Source organism: Thiorhodovibrio litoralis (genome assembly GCF_033954455.1).
In the GTDB taxonomy this organism is placed as follows: Bacteria; Pseudomonadota; Gammaproteobacteria; order Chromatiales; family Chromatiaceae; genus Thiorhodovibrio; species Thiorhodovibrio litoralis.
Window position 1 is genome coordinate 1056519 of sequence record NZ_CP121473.1, and the last position, 14736, is coordinate 1071254.

A 14736-nucleotide genomic window follows, 5' to 3' on the forward strand; every position below is an offset into this window, starting at 1 on the left:
CTGGGTGACGGTGATCGTGAAGGGGCCGGCGGCATCCTGATCGCCGCCGTTCGCGGTGCCGTCGCCATCATTCAGGGTCAGGCTGAAGACCTGATCCCCCAGCCAGTCACCCGCCCCCCCCTAGTGCTGGCGCGTCGTAGGTCAGCGCCTGAAGCAGCGTCTGGATGTTCGCGGACGTCGCCCCGGCGGTGAAGGAAACCTGGAGGGTATTGCCGCCTTGCCCGTCATCGGTGGCATGCACCGTGCCAATGGACACACCGTCGACTGCGATGGTCTCGCCAGCGGCGATGGTTCCTTCGCCGCCCGATGTCGCGGTTGTGCCGTCCAGCCCCCATGACCCATTCGCGCCGCCGCTGTCCTGAGTGACGGTCAGGCTGCCCCCTTCGTAATCGGCGGAGTCCGGGTTACTGACGGTGGCATCGTCGAGCAGCGCCACGTTTTGCGCGCCGGCCCCCGCGACCAGGGTCGCGGTCTCACCGAACACGCTGCCCACCTCCGGCGGGTCGTTGACGGCCGTCAGGGTGACGGTCGAGGCGATGGCGGTGGTCGTCGAATCCGCGCCGCCGTTGGCCTTACCGCCGTCGTCCTGAACGGCGGTGATGGTCACCACGCGATCCGAAGCGGCGGTCGGGTCGTCGCTGGTGTTGCGGTAGGCAAGGCCGTTAACCAGGGCCTCGAACTGGACCTGGGTGCGGTCCAGTCCGGTCACCGTCACCGTCGCCGTGCTGCCCGACAGGCTGACCGCCGCCGTGCCGCCGGCCACGGTCACGCTGTTGGCGTCGGTCAGGGCCACGTCGGTGCCGTCGATGGACAGGATCTCGGCGGCGCCGTCGGTGACGTTACTGACCGTCAGGGTCAGTCCGGCGAAGCTGTCCCCGGGCTCCCCCGCATTCGCGTTGGCGCTGCTGAACAGGCTGGCGCCGCCCCCGCCTTCGGTAAAGGTGGGGTTATCGCCGGTCGCGCTCAGGGTGGGGGCCTGGTTGACGGTGGAGATCGTCACCGTCACGGCCCCGCTTCCGGTGCCCGGTGCGTCGCCCGAGCCCTGGTCGCCGGGGCCCGTGTTGCCGTCCTTGAACGTCCAGTCCAGGTCCACGCTGGCCGGCGGATCGTCGCTGGTGTTTTTGTACTGGATCGCCTGCATGACCTCGTTGACCAGCGCCGTGGTGGGCGTGGTGCCGTTGACGTCCTTGAAGGAAACCGTGACCTGCCCGGCGGTCGTCGTGGTGTCGAAATCCGCGATGGCATTGCCGCCCGCGCTGATGGTGCTGCCGGCGACGGTCAGGCTGCCGCCACTCTCAATCGAAAAGGTGTCGTCGGCGATGGCGCCGCCGCTGCGTGCGATGGTCAGGCTGGCGCCCGCGTAGTTGCTAGCGCCGGCATTGCGGGCATCCAGTTCCGTGTCGCTGACGGTGACGTCGCCGTCCAGAATGACGGCGGTCCCGCCCTCGGTGAACGTCGGCGTGCCGTCTAGGCTGGAGAAAGCGGGCAGCGCGTTCGGCGTATCAACAATGGTGACCGTGATGGTCTGGACCGTGGTCTGGTCGAAGGCGTCGGTGGCGGTGACCTGCAACTCCCGGTCATTGTCGCCGCCGTGCGCGTAGGGCTGGCCGGCGGCGAAGGACAGGGCCGCCGTGGTCTCGTCCAGCGTAAATAGCACCTGATCCGCGCCGCCGGTGATGGCAAAGGTGACGGGACCGGTGGCATCGGTGGCGCTGAGAGTGAGAATGTCGGTCGTGTTCTCGACGACCGAGGGCGCGTCGCTGGACGTGAAAACCGGCCCGGAGCCGTCCACCACAACGTCCAGACCGGCCGACGCCGCAGATTCGTTCCCCACCGCGTCCGTGGCCGTTGCGGTGAAGGTGTGCGTGCCGTCTGCAAGGGCACTGGCGGTGATCGACCAATTCCCGGCCTCGTCGGCGGTCGTTGTGCCAACGATGCGGTCGATGCTGCTATAGAGCGTGACGGCAACCCCCGCCACGGCGGTGCCGGTCAGGGTCGGCGTGGTGTCGTTGGTGTGGTCGTCGTCATGGGCCAAGCCGGTGTCGCTGGCGGCGTCCAGATCGGGCATCGAGGGCACGGCCGGCGGTATGTTGTCGAGAGTGTAGGTCTCATCCGTGACCGGCTCACCACCCGGCAGGGCGTTGCCCCCGATGTCGGTGATGTCCTGACCGGCCGCCAGATCCAGCCCGACCGTGCCGATTAGCCCAGCCAGGTCACCGCCAGAGACGGTGATGTCCCACACGCTGGCGTCCGTGCCCTGGCTGACGTGCGTGATGGTGGCGGTGGTGGTGCCGTCAATCGTGAAGTCGTCGGCGGTGACATTGGTCACGCCTTCATCGAACGTGGCGCGGAACACCAGGGTATCGGCGCTGGTGGTCGGCTCGGTCGGGCTCTGGCGGGCGAAGGATTGCAGCGTGGGGGCCGTGGTGTCGAAGGTGATATTGGTGTTGGACCCGGCTCTAATGGCGCTCCACGCTTTGCCCGCGACGCCGGTCATGTGAAGGGTGCGGCCGCTACCCAGGTCGATGTCGCCGGCGGGCGTGCCGTTCAGGGACGTCAGGTCCTCGCCCTGGATTGTCAGGGTATCATCGGCCTGGAAATCCGTGATGGTGTCGCCGGCAAGGCCGTCGGCCGTGTCCCAGAATCGGTCGGCGCCGGACCCGCCAGTCAGCGTGTCGTTGCCGGCGCCGCCGATAATGTTGTTCTCACCGGACCCGCCGGAGAGAAAATCGTCGCCGTTTTGGCCGTAAAAATTGTGTCCACCGCTGGAGGCATCGTAAAGAGCGTCGTTGCCATCGCCCGCGTAAAAACCGATAAGCTCCCTATCATAAATAACACCCAGGTCGGCGTGTGCGGTCCCGTCGTTCCACCCGGCCGCTGTCTGGTTTGACCACAACAAGCCGCCGTCGCGGACCGTGAATTTGAAGGCCTGATCCTCCAGGCCCGTGTTGCCCTCGAACTTGAACCCTTCGCCATTCAGCGTCAGCGTTTTTGCCGCGCCGTCCCAGCGCCAGCCGTTCAGGGAGGGAATATCGAGCGTGTCCTCGGCGGCATTGAAGTCGGTGATGGTGTCCAGGCCGTCACCCGCCCCGTTGTGGACGAAGGTGTCGGCGCCGGCGCCGCCGGTCAGGGAGTCATCGCCGGTTCCACCGGTCAGGGAGTCATCGCCGGTTCCACCGGTCAGGGAGTCATCGCCGGCCCCGCCGTCCAGGGTGTCATCGCCGCCAAATCCGGATAGGGTGTCTTCTCCGGACCCGCCCTCCATCGTATCAGAGACATCGCTACCTTCGATATCCAGCGCGCCCGACCCATCGGCCCAATTCACCCTAAGACTTCTATTCGTGTATGAGTGCGCATAACCAACGACAGACCTCAACGTTTCATCGGCTTTAGGCCCGCTGTTTGTGTCGGTCCAGGTGCCCAGAAAGTTTGTGCTCCCGCTATCGCGGGTGATGATGACCTGCTTCGTTGCATCCCAGTTTACCTCCGCATAGGGGTCGGAGTTTCCAAAATAAATGCGTGCCCAATTAACCGAAATATCAACCATCTTACAGCCCTCCAAAATTCAGCCTGCCGGCACTGCCATGGGAGACAATGTGGATGGCGCCGAGTCCGTCGCGGTCCGCGAGGTGCCCAGCGATCTGCGCCAAGGCCGGTTGATCGGCGGACAGCCAGACCACCTCGACGCCATCCCTGACGCCGGAAGCCAGTTGCTCGGCATCCGGAACGGCGGCATCGATAAACAGAATTTCCGCCGCGGAAGATGGCTCGGAAACTGTCACCTCGGGCGGAAGGCCTGCCTTTGCCGACAAATCCTGGGCAAATTTGTTGAAATCCAGTTGCTTGTTCATCTCTGTCCCCTTGCGCTGGCGATCACGGCCGCTGAGAGAGCCAATATCCCAAGCGGGGAAATCGACTCGCGGGCGCATTCGGCCATCGGGCCGCAGTATCGCGTCCTTGACTGATGTCATTGAAAAGGCTTGGTGATTTAACCTAGCGTATTCCCGACTATTGCACTAGTACCTTATTTCGGCTTATGTTGCGAAAACAAGCCGCTAGTGGTATCTCTTAGAGCATTGCAGAAGGAGATACCGCTATGACAAAGAAATATGTAGTCCGTCTCAGCGATGAAGAGCGTGGTTTGTTGGAAGACCTGGTGAGCAAAGGGCAAGCGGCGGCGCAGAAGATCAAACATGCGAATGTATTGCTCAAGGTCGATGCCGAAGGGGCGAATTGGAGCGATGCACAAGCCGCTGAGGCGTTCGGTTGCGCGCCGCGCACTGTCTTCAGCATTCGCGAGCGGTTCGTCGAACAAGGATTTGAAGCGGCGCTTTCACGCAAGCAACGTGAGCACCCGAGCTGCGAGCCCCTGCTCGATGGGGAAAAGCAGGCGCGGTTGGTGCAAATTGCCTGTAGCGAGCCGCCTCCCGGATACGCGCGCTGGACGTTGAATTTACTCGCGGGGAAGTTGGTGGAACTGGATGTCGTTGAGAGCATCTCGGCACCCACGGTGATGCGCGCACTAAAAAAAACGCACTCCAACCGCATCGGCGCAAGTGCTGGGTGATTCCCCCCGGGGAAGACGCCGCCTTTGTGGCGCAAATGGAAGATGTCCTGGAGGTCTACCGCCGCCCCTACGACCCCAAGAAGCCAGTTGTCTGCATTGATGAACAACCGACCCAGTTGATTGCCGAGACACGCCAGCCCCTGCCGATGCAACCGGGCCAACCCGAACGCTACGATTATGAATATGAGCGCGCCGGTACGGCGGTGAACTTCATGATCACAGAACCCTTGGGGCAATGGCGCAAAGTCAGTGTGCGCGAAACCAAAACCGCGATCGATTTAGCCCAAGAAATCAAGACATTGCTGGACGTGGACTATCCCGACGCCGAGAAAGTCGTTATCGTCTGGGACAACCTCAATACGCATACGCCCGCCTCTCTGTACAAAGCCTTCCCACCTGAGGAAGCGCGGCGGTTGATCGAGCGCTTGGAAATCCACTACACACCAAAGCACGGCAGCTGGTTGGACATTGCCGAAATCGAACTCAGTGTCATGACCAAGCAGTGCCTAGACCGCCGCATCGGCGATATCGAAACGCTTCGCCGCGAAACCGCCGCCTGGGCAGAACAACGCAACGAGGCCCAAATCGGCGTCGACTGGCAATTCACCAACGACAAAGCGCGTGTGAAGTTGAAGCACTTATATCCGCAAGTTAAGCTGAAATGAGGTACTAGGTCAAAACGCGAAAACTTACGCACCGAATTGGTGCAAAATGGCAGAAAGCGCGGGTAGCGGGCGCTGAGAGGGGCTTGGGCTCAGTTAGAAAGAGAGCGCGCCAGCGTGGTGGAGGGTAGTTCACCGAACAGGTCGCGGTAGGCGCGGGTAAAGCGCCCCATGTGCAGGAAGCCCCAGCGGGCGGCGACCTCGGTGATGGTGCGGGTGGAGGCGGTGGGCGCGAGCAGTTCGGCCCGCGCGCCGTTCAACCTGCGCATGCGCAGGTAAGCGCCGGGCGCGAGGCCAAGTTGCTCGCGAAAGGCATGTTGCAGGGTGCGCTCGGATACGCCTGCGGCGGCGCAGAGGTCGCTGACCCTGGGCACGTCTCCCTGGCTGGCTTGCGCGTCCATGCAGGCTTGCGCGCGGCGGACAATGCGCAGGGAGCGGCGGCGAGCATGGAGGTTGGGGCCGCTGCCGCCATCAGGGTCGGAGTGACTTACGGCTAAGAGGAGGTATTCGCGCAGGGTCTGGCTGAACCCATCGGGTTGGGGACCACGCAGGTCCCGGTCAAGGTCGCGCGCCAACGCAAGAAGGGCGCGCAGGCTGCGCTCGAGGGGCGCCTTGGCGGTGTGACCGAGCCCGGTGAGATTCCCCTCGCCCGCCAGGCGCTCGGCCAGGGGCTCGTTTAGCAAGGCGAGCTCGCGCAAGAGCTCGGCCTGGTCGAGTCGCACATAGCAGGTGGCAATGCCGCCGGGGACGAGAACATCGAATTCCGTTTGCTCGGGCAGGAAAAACAGCTGCTCGGCGCTATCGTCAGCGAATTGCGTAAACCGCTTCTTGTCCTGCGTGTTGGCGGCCGGTGACAGGATCAGTGAGATGGTGCACTGCCCATTGGGTGTGGCACCGATTTTGCAGCAATTCCCGTTGAAGAATTATTTGCTTTAAAAACAATGCACTGCATGATTGTGGGAAAAATGTTTTCGTAAACTTTCTCACAGAATCAGGGTATTATCTCGCAAAGCTCAGGTTGCGAGGTAAGAACTGATGAGTGCGCCTTTTGGTCGTCAATCGCTGAGTGCCGCCGGACTGCTGCGCACCGCGCGATCGGTCTTCGGGAAAATCCCGGATGAAGCGGCGAGCGACATCCCGCTGGTCGATCACCTGATGTCCGGTCTGGCGCTGTTCGGACTGAAATACCCCTCCTTGCTGCAATTCGACCAAGACCGCAAGGATGCAACCAAGCGAGCGAATCTGCGCACGCTCTACGGCATTGAGCGCGCCCCGAGCGATACCTGGTTTCGCCAACGTCTCGATGTGATGGACCCCAAGCATCTGCGCCCCTTGTACAAGGCGTTGTTGGCCGCCTTGCAGCGGGGCAAGGGCTTGGAAGGGTTTGCCTATCTGCACGGGCACTACCTGCTCTCGCTCGACGGCACCGGGTACTTCTCCTCACAGAGCATCCATTGCCAGCACTGCGCCGAGAAACACCACCGCGACGGCACCATCACCTACTACCATCAGGCGCTGGCGGCGGTGTTGGTCCACCCCGATCAGCGCGAGGTCTTTCCCTTGGTACCAGAGCCCATTATGCGCGCCGATGGGGCGAAGAAAAACGACTGCGAGCGCAACGCCAGCAAGCGGTTGTTAAGCGATGTGCGTCGCGAGCATCCGCACCTGAAACTCATCGTCATTGAGGATGCCTTGGCGTCCAACGCCCCGCACATCCGCCATCTTCAGGCGTTGAACATGCGCTTCATCCTCGGTGCCAAGGAAAGCGACCATGGCTTTCTGTTCGACTGGGTGGCCAACACCCCAACGACGATCGTGCGCGAGTACAAGGACGAAGACGGCACGCGCCACCGCTTTCGCTCTCTCAACGGCGCCCCATTGAATGAGTCCAATTTTGACCTGGAGGTCAATTTCCTCGAGTACTGGGAGCACGCCCCGGATGGCAAGGTGACCCATTTCTCCTGGGTCACCGACATTCCCATCGACGACACCAACCTGATGACTTTGATGCGAGGAGCCCGCGCCCGCTGGAAAATCGAGAACGAAACCTTTAACACCCTGAAAAATCAAGGCTATCACTTCGAGCACAACTTCGGTCACGGCGATCAACACTTAAGCACCGTGCTGATGCATCTGATGATGCTGGCGTTTCTCATCGACCAGATCCAACAACGCTGTTGTCGGCTGTTTCAAACCGCAATGACAGCGGCGCAGAGCAAGATCCGGTTGTGGGATCAGCTACGCCATCGCTTCAATCTCTGCCTGATCCCAAATTGGGAGGCCCTGTATCGCTCCATCTTCGATCCGCCCAAACTCGTCCTGACCTGGGATACTTCCTAGACGACCGCCGTGACCGAGCGCTCGTGTGATGATGTTCAGGGGATAACCAACAGCCAGCTTGCACCATCACGGCTTACCCGTGAGGTTTTCCTCTGCCCAGGGGTTTCGCAACGCTCGCTCAATCGACGGGCGCGCGACCGAATGGGGAGCAGCGGGAATTGCTGCCGATTTTGTAGAGGTCTTGACTTTGCTGCTCGTGAACGATCTCGATGTCGCCGAGGTCCGCGCGCTCAATCAGGCCGGTGAAACTTCCGGCACTTAATCTGCCGACAAGAGAACTCCGCGACCCAGGATTGGGCGTCCGCGGTTTGAGAGGCATCGAGCAACGCCACGCGTTGGTGGATGGGCGCGCCGCGCGCTGCCTGGGATGACTCGGCGGGGCTGCTCGACGCAGCCAGGCGCGGGTCGTTGCGGGCTGAAAGGTCGGCAAGCATGATGTTCGCCAATAGCGGGCAATCTTTGACCCACATAACAACACCAGAAACGCGATTGGTTGAACATCCTCTGATCAGAGTAAATTGCCGAATCAATCGCGCCCATGGGGTAACAAATCGCCCCGCGAATGGGCTCGGGCTTGGCAAAGGCCGGCAATCGGCCAATCAGCCTGGCGCACGGCCAAGGCCCGGTATCGAATGCCAACAGGCGAAGGGCGATCACCATGACAGAGATCAAAGACACAAGGGCACGCGCCGGGATACATCGGCTATGGGATGAGCTACCCAGTTTCGGTGCTTACCGCTCCATGGATGCCTTGCTATTCTGCATGAATACGCTGGCCGAATTGATCAGGGCCCAGCATGCCTATTGGATCGGCACCCTCAGGTTGCCGGAATTGGCGGCCCCGGAATTAGCCCCCAAGGATCCGCTCGATGGCTGGCGGGTACGAGCATTTCACTTTGGCGAGCCGCCCCGCGGGCACGAGGCGATCAGCCGTCAACATCTTCGGGGCATGGATGGTGGCGAGATCGATGCGAGTATTATCGCCAACCTAAGTGGAGCCGGGACCTATCGGGTCAATGTTCTGAGCGACATGATGCCGCCGAACTGGTTCAAATCGAAGTTCTTCCAACGCTTTTATGCCTCGATGGGCTGCCGTGATGCAATCTTCGTGATGACACCGGTGAGTGGGGGGATCGAATCTTGGCTCGCATTCGAACGCTTTGGTGACCAAACCGTTCCCTTTGGCGAGACCGAGCGCGCGCTTCTCGCACATGCGATGCGTCCGCTGAAGTGGTTTCATCGCCAACTGGTGCTGCATTATGGCGTGGCCCTGGCGGATCAGCACATGACCGCGGCGGAGCAGCGTGTTCTGGCCGAGCTGCTGACAGCCAAGACCGAGCAGCAAATTGCCGAGAAACTCAGCCTAAGCCCGACGACAGTGCACAGCTATTGCACACGACTGTATCGCAAATTCGGTGTGCACAGCCGCCCCGGACTGACCGCGCTATGGCTTGGTCGGGTGCGGGAGATCGACGACACTTGATTTCGTTCCCTAATCTGAGCGGCCAAGCGAACCTATAGTGGGCCCATTTTGTTCCAGCAGATTCCCGCACGCCATGGATGGCGTAATGCTGCTCGGCGCACGAAAACTCCAACGCTCTGGCCTATGTCGTTTCGGCTTGTTTGGCGGCGACTCCCTTATACTTCCCCGTGCTCCGCTTTTCGGCCATCCATCATGAAATTTCCCTACGGCACCGCTGATTTCAACGCCATCAGCAACGAGAAATGCTTATGTCAACAGAACCTAGGCTCCCCAAACCCCGATGCGAAAACCCTGATGGCTGGCTGGTTTGTGCCAGATCTTCTTGTTCCAGGAGACCTTGGGGTGGCGGTTGAAGATAACCAGATGGGCCTCGTCGGCGCCAACCCGCTGGCAATAGTCCAGGGTCTGCGCCAGGCCGGTCTGGATCACCGCATCGAGCTTGCCGCGCAGCAGCTTGAGTTCAATGACCACCCGTTGCAGCGGCCCGTGCATAGCCTGCTCCGGATCCAGCGGCCATTCGATCAGGAGATCGGTGCGCTTGCGACCGAGACCATACTCCCGACTGATACGGCCACCGCCGTTGATGATGCGCTGCAAAAAGGCCTGCATCAGCAGTTGCGGGGCAGCTTCTTTGTAATCGAAGCCTTCACTCCAGCTATCGGAGTGTTCGCGGAAAAATTGCTGGAATGCGGCCAGCAGTTTGGGCATGTTCAGGCGGTGGTCTGAGTCGATGTACCAGACCTGTTCCTGATTGGGAATGCGGGTTTGCGCAATCCAGCTCAGCTCGCGGGGGATCACCTCTTGATAGATGCGGTTGCTGATCTGCACGCCGGGGCGGGTGACAATCAGCCCAAGGTCTTCCACATACTGCTGATCGTCCATCCTCAGGTTGTCCAGGCGGTCTTCCTCGCCGCTCAGCAGGGCTTGGAGTACGCGATGCACTCGGGGTTCCTTGAGCTTGTCGCTGAGCTGATCCAGATGAGTGGCGCGCGATTGAATCAGCTGCTCGCGGGCGGCCTGGTAGTCGATCAGGCCGATGGGGTGGCGGCGGTCGCGCGCGGCGCGGTTCTTCCAGGTCACCTCGTAGCCCAGGGCATTGACCAGCCAGGGCTGGCCGCGGCTATCCTCCCAAAGCTCCGCGAAGATGGCTTCGTCGAACACCTGGCCGGTGGCCTCGGTATGTTGCAACCAGAGGGCGCGCGTCTCGGCTGCGGTGAAATCGCCCATGCGCAGCGAGACGGCTTTGATGTTGAAAGCGCTGCCGCCGGTAATGACCTGGGCGCCGTCCTGCTCCAGGCGGTAGTCGCGCACATCGCGCACGCCGCAGAGGAGGATGGATTGCGGAAAGTGCTCGGGCCGCTGGGCGTAGCCGGCGCGGATCTGGCGCAGCAAGGAGATCAGGGTGTCGCCGACCAAGGCGTCAACTTCGTCGAGCAGCAGGACGGTGGGTTTGCCTTGCTGCTCTGCCCATTGCTGCAGCACCTGGGTGAGCAGGTGTTGGGGGGCCAAATGCTGCTTTTTACTTTCGTACCATTCCAGCAGATCCTGTTGATTGAGATAGAGGTCGATGGCATTGACCAAGGCATCACAGGCCGCCGGTATGCCTTGGGTTTCATCCCCACGCGCGGCCTGGGCGCCTTCGATGTTGGCGTAGGCGCAGGCGTAGGCGCCGGAGGCATTGAGTGCCTGCATCATCGCCAGCAGAGTGCTGGTCTTGCCGGTCTGGCGCGGGGCGTGCAGCACGAAGTAGCGCTGCTCGCCGATTAGTTGCTGAATCTCTTCCCAGTCCAGACGCTGCAACAGCGGTAGGTGATAGTGCATCTCCGGCTTAATGGGGCCGGCGTTGTTGAAGAATTTCTGCATGATGGTGCTCGGTGCATGGGCCAGTTGGCACGGCAGCGCATCCTTCTGGCGAATCCCGCAGTGGCTGGAGCCATCATAGCACCGGGCTTGCGCCCCTGAGCAGCGCAGTCAGGCCGCCCGGTGCTGATGCAGAAAAACGCTTAAACCAGCGCCCAGTCCCCAACCGGCACGCCGACCAAGTTCAGGGCAGCTGCCTCCTCGTCCGCCGGCAGGAAGCGGTCATGGTATTCCTGACTAGAGAGAAAGACGGCAAGATAGGTCATCGGTGTCTCCTCGTCGGCCAGTTCCTCCTGCCAATAGGCATAGCCGAGTCCCGCGACCTAGGTGCCATCCCGGCTGGTCGGCAGTTGAAAGACGCTGCTGATGCGGATGTGATCGAATCACCCGCGCCAATAGGCCGGTAGAAAGAGAATTAGCAGGGTGAAGACTTCCAGGCGGCCGACCAGCATGGCAAAGATCGACAGCCACTTAACGGCTTCATCGACGCCGGCGAAACTCGAGGCCACCTCGCCAAGTCCCGGCCCGAGCAGGTTGATGGTGGCCACTACGGCGCCGACTGCGGTGGTGAAATCAAGTCCTAATGCCATCATTGCCACCGTTAGCATGAGCGTCACAACGGTGTAGAGCACCGCGAAGCCCCAGATGGAAAATTGGGTGTCCTGATCGACCGGGCGGCCGCCGAGCTTGAGCGTCAGCACGGCGTGAGGATGCGCGAGATGAACCAGATGTTGCACGCCCTGGCGGGTCATCAACATGACTCGAACCACCTTGATGCCACCGGCGGTGGAGCCGATGCAGCCACCGATAAAAGACAGGATAACCAGGGTAAGCGGAATATGCCGCGGCCATTCGCCGAAGGTCGCGGTGCCAAAGCCGGTGCTGGTCAAGATGGAGGCGACCTGAAAGGCACTGTAGCGCAGGGACTCGCCAAACCCTGGATAAGCCCGAGTCCACATCAGGCTCAGCGCGATGAACAGACTGCCGCCGATAAACAACCAGCCAAAGACCCGCACCTCGGGGTCGCGCGGATAGGCGAGCGGATCTAACCGGCGCCAAGCGATGAAATGGACCGCGAAGTTCACCCCACCGGCGAGCATGAAGACAATGGCAATGCTCTCGATCAGCGGGCTGTTGAACCACCCGATGCTGGCATCATGAGTGGAGAAGCCTCCGGTGGCCACAGTCGCGAAGGCATGACCGACGGCATCGAACAAACTCATGCCCGCAGCCCAAAAGGCGAGCGCGCAGGCCAGCGTCAGGCCGAAATAAAGACCCCACAGCGAGCGCGCCGTTTCAGCAATGCGCGGCGTGAGCTTCTCGAACTTGGCGACTCCGGAGGACTCGGCGCGATAGAGCTGGCTGCCGCCCACGCCCATGAGCGGCAGAATCGCGACGGCCAGCACGATCATGCCCATGCCGCCGAGCCACTGAATTTGCTGGCGGTGATAGAGGATCGACGCCGGCAAGGCATCGATGTCGCTCATGACCGTGGCGCCGGTGGTGGTAAAGCCGGAAATGGACTCAAACACGGCATCGGTGAATTGCAAATGCAGCCCCAGCGCGAAGGGCAAGCCGCCAATGGCGCCGAGCAGCGCCCAGAACAGCGTGACGACGAAAAAGGCCTCGCGCACCGACAGCGCTTGCATGGCGCGGCGATGCGGCAACCAAAGTGCGGCGCCGAGCAGCGCGCACAGCAGCCAGGAACTGACGAAAACACCCATCTGCCCGTCGCGATACAACCAGGCGATGCCGAGCGAAGGCAGAAAGCTCAGGCTGTAGAACAGAAACAGCAACCCGAACAGGCGAAAAATTGGACGCCAATGCATTATTGCGTGCGCTGAGTGGCCAGGATCAGCTTGGCTCGGATGTCAGGCGCCCGAGACTGGCTGTGAGCAGGGCGCCGGACACCAGGAAGGGGGCCAAACGCCAGGTGAGCCGGCGGATGGCCTGATGTTCTGCGTTTTCCATTCAGTCCCCCAGAACCACGGGTGTCACCCAGTGGTTGCCGTCGATATCGCTGAGCTCAAGCTGATAATCGCCCGCTGACAAAGGGCCTTGGGCAGGTAGCTTGATCACCGCTTGGGCCCCGGTGACGGCGCCGAGTCCGTAGCGGGCTGGGGCGATTTTCGCCGCCCATGGCTGGTTGAATTGGTTGGAGATGGCTGTGGCGGGTAGCTCGCTCAGCTCCTCGCCGCCCCAGCGGGCAAGGGTGTTGTTGCCAGCGCGCAATTGTGCCTCTATCACATAGAGCTTGCCGGTATCCGGGCCGGCATTGATGTAAGCGCTGAAGCTGACGCCGCCGTCGGGCTGGGCGCGTGCGTCGCTGAGGGCGATGTTGTAGGCGTGAAAGCTGACCCGTGGCTTCAACGGGCTGATAACCGCCCCATGCAGAAACTGGTAGAAGCCGACAGTAAACAGTAGCGACAGGATGCCCAGGCCCAGGCCCCAGCGATGCGCGCTGGTCAAGGCGAGCGGCCCGGAGCCGATCAGCCGAAACCATTGGCTCCCGCCAGCTGCCGGAAAGCGCCTGGCTAGCCAGTGGTCGATGGCGAAGCACCCGCCGCCCGTGAGCATCAGCGTGGCGCTCATCGCGAAGCCGCAGGCGGCCATGGTCCACTCATCGACGCAGGTTGAGCCCATCCAGCCGAAAATGAGCATCAGTGAGATGTTGAGCCCGACACCGACGAAGGCCAGCAGGCGGGTGCCGAGGCCGAGCAGCAGGCCGATGCCGACAATCAGCTCGGCAATGGTCCACAGCCACACCATCGACAGCAGCAGATCGCCGCGCTGCAGTATCCAGGCGACCAGGTCCGGAAACAAGGAGCCGGGCATGGCGTGCATCAGCTTGCCGGCCAGGTAGCTCGGCAGGGCCGGGTCCATCTTGACGGCGTGCTCCATCCCTCCAACGGACGCGACATCGTAGAACAGCCGTCGCGAGGCCCCAGCCCAGAAGATCCATCCCTGCACCAGTCGGGTGGAGAGTGCCATGACACCCGCGAGCGCGAACAGGCTCTGCGGCGTGCAAGTTTCGGCGTTGTTGTGATGCGTGCTGATCATGATCGAGTTCTCGCGTTACCATGCATGCTTTCAGTTTATCCTGATCAGAGGGTTGGGCATTATGTATTCCACCTGCCAGCCAACTCATCAGCCAGTTTATTAGCCACCCTGGGCGCGCGAAGGCAAGTTAGAATCTCGGCATGAAAGCGAAGCTACCCCGTTCCTACAAGCTGCTCCTGTCGCTCGCGTTGGTGATCGGGCCGATCACCTGGCTGATGTTCACCGAGGATGGCAAGCGCCGCAGCGATCTGGTGTTGCTGCATGTGTTGGGCGACCCGAGCTTTAACATTGCCTATGACAAGCTCACCCCGGCGGTGACTGAGGAGGTGATTCGCGAGCAGTTCCCGAAAGTCGAGTTTGACTGCCAGGCGCTGGCGACGGCCTTGGGGGATCGGCTGTGCGCGGCGAAGATCGCCTCGTTCAACGGCTTGCCGGCGCGTTCGGCGCAAATGTACTTTGCCGACGATCGGCTGCGCATGCTGCAACTCGGCTACCGGCTTAAGTATCACGACATGTTGGAGCAATCGCTGCGCAACGGTCTTGGCGAGCCGCGCGAGGAGTCCACCGGGCAGGCACCGGTGCTGATTTGGTCGACAGATTCGGGTGGCCAGATCATGCTGCCGGTCGCACGACCCGAGCGGCGCGCCGATGCAGCGCTGATTTGGCTCGCGCAGCCGGGTTGATGATGCGCCAGTGTTCCCTCGAGTGACCCCTCGAGTGACCCCTCGAGTGACCCGAGTCAGGGGCGTTCACGCGATCCCCAG

At 61.7% G+C, this 14736-nt stretch carries 11 protein-coding genes; 4 read left to right on the forward strand and 7 right to left on the reverse strand.

Annotated elements, in window-relative coordinates:
• Nucleotides 1–106: 106 nt before the first annotated feature.
• Nucleotides 107–3547, reverse strand: coding sequence for a beta strand repeat-containing protein (locus Thiosp_RS04695; RefSeq protein ID WP_201066926.1), 3441 nt, complete (start codon nucleotides 3545–3547; stop codon nucleotides 107–109).
• A 1-nt stretch (nucleotide 3548) separates the two neighbouring features.
• On the reverse strand, nucleotides 3549–3851 hold the full coding sequence (locus tag Thiosp_RS04700) for a DUF4347 domain-containing protein (RefSeq protein ID WP_201066928.1): 303 nt from the start codon (nucleotides 3849–3851) through the stop codon (nucleotides 3549–3551).
• Nucleotides 3852–4096: 245 nt separating this feature from the next.
• Here Thiosp_RS04700 and Thiosp_RS04705 point away from each other — a divergent pair.
• Nucleotides 4097–5232 (forward strand): IS630 family transposase gene (locus tag Thiosp_RS04705; RefSeq protein ID WP_323696471.1). Its coding sequence is split into 2 segments (ribosomal slippage): nucleotides 4097–4523 and nucleotides 4523–5232, totalling 1137 coding nucleotides; the frame shifts between segments, so codons are not numbered across the junction.
• A gap of 89 nt (nucleotides 5233–5321) precedes the next feature.
• Here Thiosp_RS04705 and Thiosp_RS04710 read toward each other — a convergent pair.
• The gene (locus Thiosp_RS04710) at nucleotides 5322–5951 is read right to left on the reverse strand and encodes a helix-turn-helix domain-containing protein (protein ID WP_323696836.1); all 630 of its coding nucleotides are present in this window, start codon (nucleotides 5949–5951) and stop codon (nucleotides 5322–5324) included.
• 313 nt (nucleotides 5952–6264) lie between these two features.
• On the opposite strand from Thiosp_RS04710, the gene Thiosp_RS04715 reads away from it, so the two are divergent.
• Together Thiosp_RS04715 and Thiosp_RS04720 are read left to right on the forward strand one after the other, a co-directional pair.
• Entirely contained in the window at nucleotides 6265–7569 is a 1305-nt protein-coding gene (locus Thiosp_RS04715; RefSeq protein WP_323696837.1) for a hypothetical protein, read from the forward strand.
• Between the two features lie 658 nt (nucleotides 7570–8227).
• A complete protein-coding gene (locus Thiosp_RS04720; RefSeq protein ID WP_201066949.1) occupies nucleotides 8228–9052 on the forward strand; it encodes a response regulator transcription factor in 825 nt (274 codons plus the stop codon).
• Nucleotides 9053–9313: 261 nt separating this feature from the next.
• Here Thiosp_RS04720 and Thiosp_RS04725 read toward each other — a convergent pair whose 3' ends face one another.
• The 4 genes from Thiosp_RS04725 to Thiosp_RS04740 all read right to left on the reverse strand — a co-directional run bounded on the left by Thiosp_RS04725 (nucleotide 9314) and on the right by Thiosp_RS04740 (nucleotide 13972).
• A complete protein-coding gene (locus tag Thiosp_RS04725) occupies nucleotides 9314–10915 on the reverse strand; it encodes an AAA family ATPase (protein WP_201066950.1) in 1602 nt (533 codons plus the stop codon).
• A 140-nt stretch (nucleotides 10916–11055) separates the two neighbouring features.
• Complete coding sequence (locus Thiosp_RS04730) at nucleotides 11056–11178, reverse strand: hypothetical protein (protein ID WP_274607933.1); 123 nt, start codon at nucleotides 11176–11178, stop codon at nucleotides 11056–11058.
• A gap of 117 nt (nucleotides 11179–11295) precedes the next feature.
• Nucleotides 11296–12741 (reverse strand): TrkH family potassium uptake protein, encoded by a 1446-nt coding sequence (locus tag Thiosp_RS04735; protein WP_201066951.1) that lies wholly within the window; start codon nucleotides 12739–12741, stop codon nucleotides 11296–11298.
• Nucleotides 12742–12883: 142 nt separating this feature from the next.
• On the reverse strand, nucleotides 12884–13972 hold the full coding sequence (locus Thiosp_RS04740; RefSeq protein WP_201066952.1) for a TQO small subunit DoxD: 1089 nt from the start codon (nucleotides 13970–13972) through the stop codon (nucleotides 12884–12886).
• A 140-nt stretch (nucleotides 13973–14112) separates the two neighbouring features.
• Between Thiosp_RS04740 and Thiosp_RS04745 the strand changes: the two genes are divergently transcribed.
• Nucleotides 14113–14655, forward strand: coding sequence for a hypothetical protein (locus Thiosp_RS04745; RefSeq protein WP_201066953.1), 543 nt, complete (start codon nucleotides 14113–14115; stop codon nucleotides 14653–14655).
• The last annotated feature ends 81 nt before the right edge of the window (nucleotides 14656–14736 follow it).

What these genes read in the sequence shown, in the direction of transcription:
- Thiosp_RS04700 (WP_201066928.1), bottom strand. Translation starts at nt 3,851, where the DNA reads ATGAACAAGCAACTGGATTTCAACAAATTTGCCCAGGATTTGTCGGCA.
- Thiosp_RS04725 (WP_201066950.1), bottom strand. Translation starts at nt 10,915, where the DNA reads ATGCAGAAATTCTTCAACAACGCCGGCCCCATTAAGCCGGAGATGCAC.
- Thiosp_RS04715 (WP_323696837.1), top strand. Translation starts at nt 6,265, where the DNA reads ATGAGTGCGCCTTTTGGTCGTCAATCGCTGAGTGCCGCCGGACTGCTG.
- Thiosp_RS04720 (WP_201066949.1), top strand. Translation starts at nt 8,228, where the DNA reads ATGACAGAGATCAAAGACACAAGGGCACGCGCCGGGATACATCGGCTA.
- Thiosp_RS04730 (WP_274607933.1), bottom strand. Translation starts at nt 11,178, where the DNA reads ATGACCTATCTTGCCGTCTTTCTCTCTAGTCAGGAATACCATGACCGC.
- Thiosp_RS04740 (WP_201066952.1), bottom strand. Translation starts at nt 13,972, where the DNA reads ATGATCAGCACGCATCACAACAACGCCGAAACTTGCACGCCGCAGAGC.
- Thiosp_RS04735 (WP_201066951.1), bottom strand. Translation starts at nt 12,741, where the DNA reads ATGCATTGGCGTCCAATTTTTCGCCTGTTCGGGTTGCTGTTTCTGTTC.
- Thiosp_RS04695 (WP_201066926.1), bottom strand. Translation starts at nt 3,547, where the DNA reads ATGGTTGATATTTCGGTTAATTGGGCACGCATTTATTTTGGAAACTCC.
- Thiosp_RS04745 (WP_201066953.1), top strand. Translation starts at nt 14,113, where the DNA reads ATGAAAGCGAAGCTACCCCGTTCCTACAAGCTGCTCCTGTCGCTCGCG.